Below are 1,586 nucleotides of genomic sequence, written 5' to 3' on the forward strand. Positions count from 1 at the left end.
CCCTCAATCGTTTGAGTTGCATAACTAATATTACGTCGCTGCACCATAGTTCTGGCAGCTAACTCAGCCGGATTATTATGTAGAGGTAATTCAGGGTGCTCTAAAACTCTAAGCAACTCCGATACTTTTGTCGCAGTTAAGTGTTTGCGTTCATCCAACAATTCATAGCCACTTTGAGTTTCAAAAAGCAGCCGAAATTTCGACCTTAAAAGCAGTGCAGCTTCAGTCCTGGGGTCATTTTTATAAGCTAATAATTCCCGATAATAATCCCAAAAATCATCGAGAAACTGCTCTAAAATTACTTGATGGCAATGGAATACCGGGCTTAACTTCTTGTAATGCCTTCCCTCATGCACCCAACATAACGCTCTATCAGTAGTGATTAACTTGAATTGGGGGGCATCATCGCAACAGAGAGTTTGTACGACTGGGCAATCTGTTTGCTGATGATAGAAAGCAATAGCTGCTGCTTCCTTAATCCGGGTAACTTGTTGGGAACCCAGTTTGGGTAAATACTTATTTAGTTTGTGATTAAACTGTGCCTCACTCAACACCGTTTCTTGAGGTAATAGCTTGAGAGCGTTTTGCCATTTAATCGGGATTTTGAAGTCCTCAATTAGTGAGAATGTCAGTGGATTTAGAATAAATTTCAGTTCTCGTCCGGGCTGTAATCCTTTCAATACCGTCAGTCGGTCTTTATTGGCTGTCGTAAAGTAGACTGTATATAAAGGGTTGCAGATGATATTGGTGGTATGGTTGACTCCACCTACACGCGCGCCTGTTTGGTCGAAGTGTTGCCAGGGGCTACTCGCTAGTCCTGAATCATAAACTTCTTTTTTCTCGGTTTTAAAACCGGAGTGGTTTTTGATTAGCAGGTTGGATAAATAACCTGCTGAAATGGAAATGCCTAAATCTGCTAAAAAATCTAGTAGTTTGCCTTGCGTCATATTGCCGCCTAGCGTACAAACTAATGATTAAGGCTTTGATTCCTGGTCCAAATTCTCCTTCGTAGCCCATTGGTAGTTCTGCTACATAAGTTTTTCGGAGTGAGGGTGAGTAATATTTCTGTTTACGGAACAATATGTTGTCGGTTGCCAAGCTGATATCTTGGATGATTACTTGTTCGTATCCTTTAAATTCTGCGTCTGCTGGCAGTTGGTCTGTGGGGTATTCTAGTATTTCTTCTCGATCTATTTTTATTGTGGCGTTCTTACTGCCTTTTTTGTGCTTTTTTGGCGTTTTTCGTTCTTTTTCTGAAGAGTGCTGACTTTTGAATCCTTTGGAGTTGGCTTTGATGTCTGGTTTTCCTTGTTCTCCCTTCAATCGGTTATTTTCATCTTTTAACCGTTGATTCTCTGATTCTAAGTTTTTGACTTTTAATTGTAATTGTTCTATGAGGTTCAGTAAGAGTTCTACTGTCTGACGCATTGATTCGTCTGCAATACCTGAGGGGTCGATGGTTTGCAGTATATTGGAGGATGACTTGTCTTGTGAAATAGTCTTTGGCGTCATGTGTCCTATTTTATAACACTTTTTTTACTCTGCTTACTTTTTTTCTCTGCTACCCCTACTTATTGAGCGGATAC

2 protein-coding genes are annotated in these 1,586 nt (G+C 40.4%); both read right to left on the bottom strand.

Annotated features, from left to right (window positions below; genetic code table 11):
- On the bottom strand, window positions 1-947 hold a 947-nt coding region (locus tag QUB26_RS31725; RefSeq protein ID WP_333247068.1), incomplete at its 3' end, for an IS66 family transposase.
- A complete protein-coding gene (locus QUB26_RS31730; protein ID WP_333247070.1) occupies window positions 847-1,512 on the bottom strand; it encodes a hypothetical protein in 666 nt (221 codons plus the stop codon). The genes QUB26_RS31725 and QUB26_RS31730, both read right to left, overlap by 101 nt.
- Window positions 1,513-1,586: the final 74 nt, after the last annotated feature.

It is taken from the genome of Microcoleus sp. B4-C1 (genome assembly GCF_036705285.1).
Lineage (GTDB): Bacteria > Cyanobacteriota > Cyanobacteriia > Cyanobacteriales > Microcoleaceae > Microcoleus.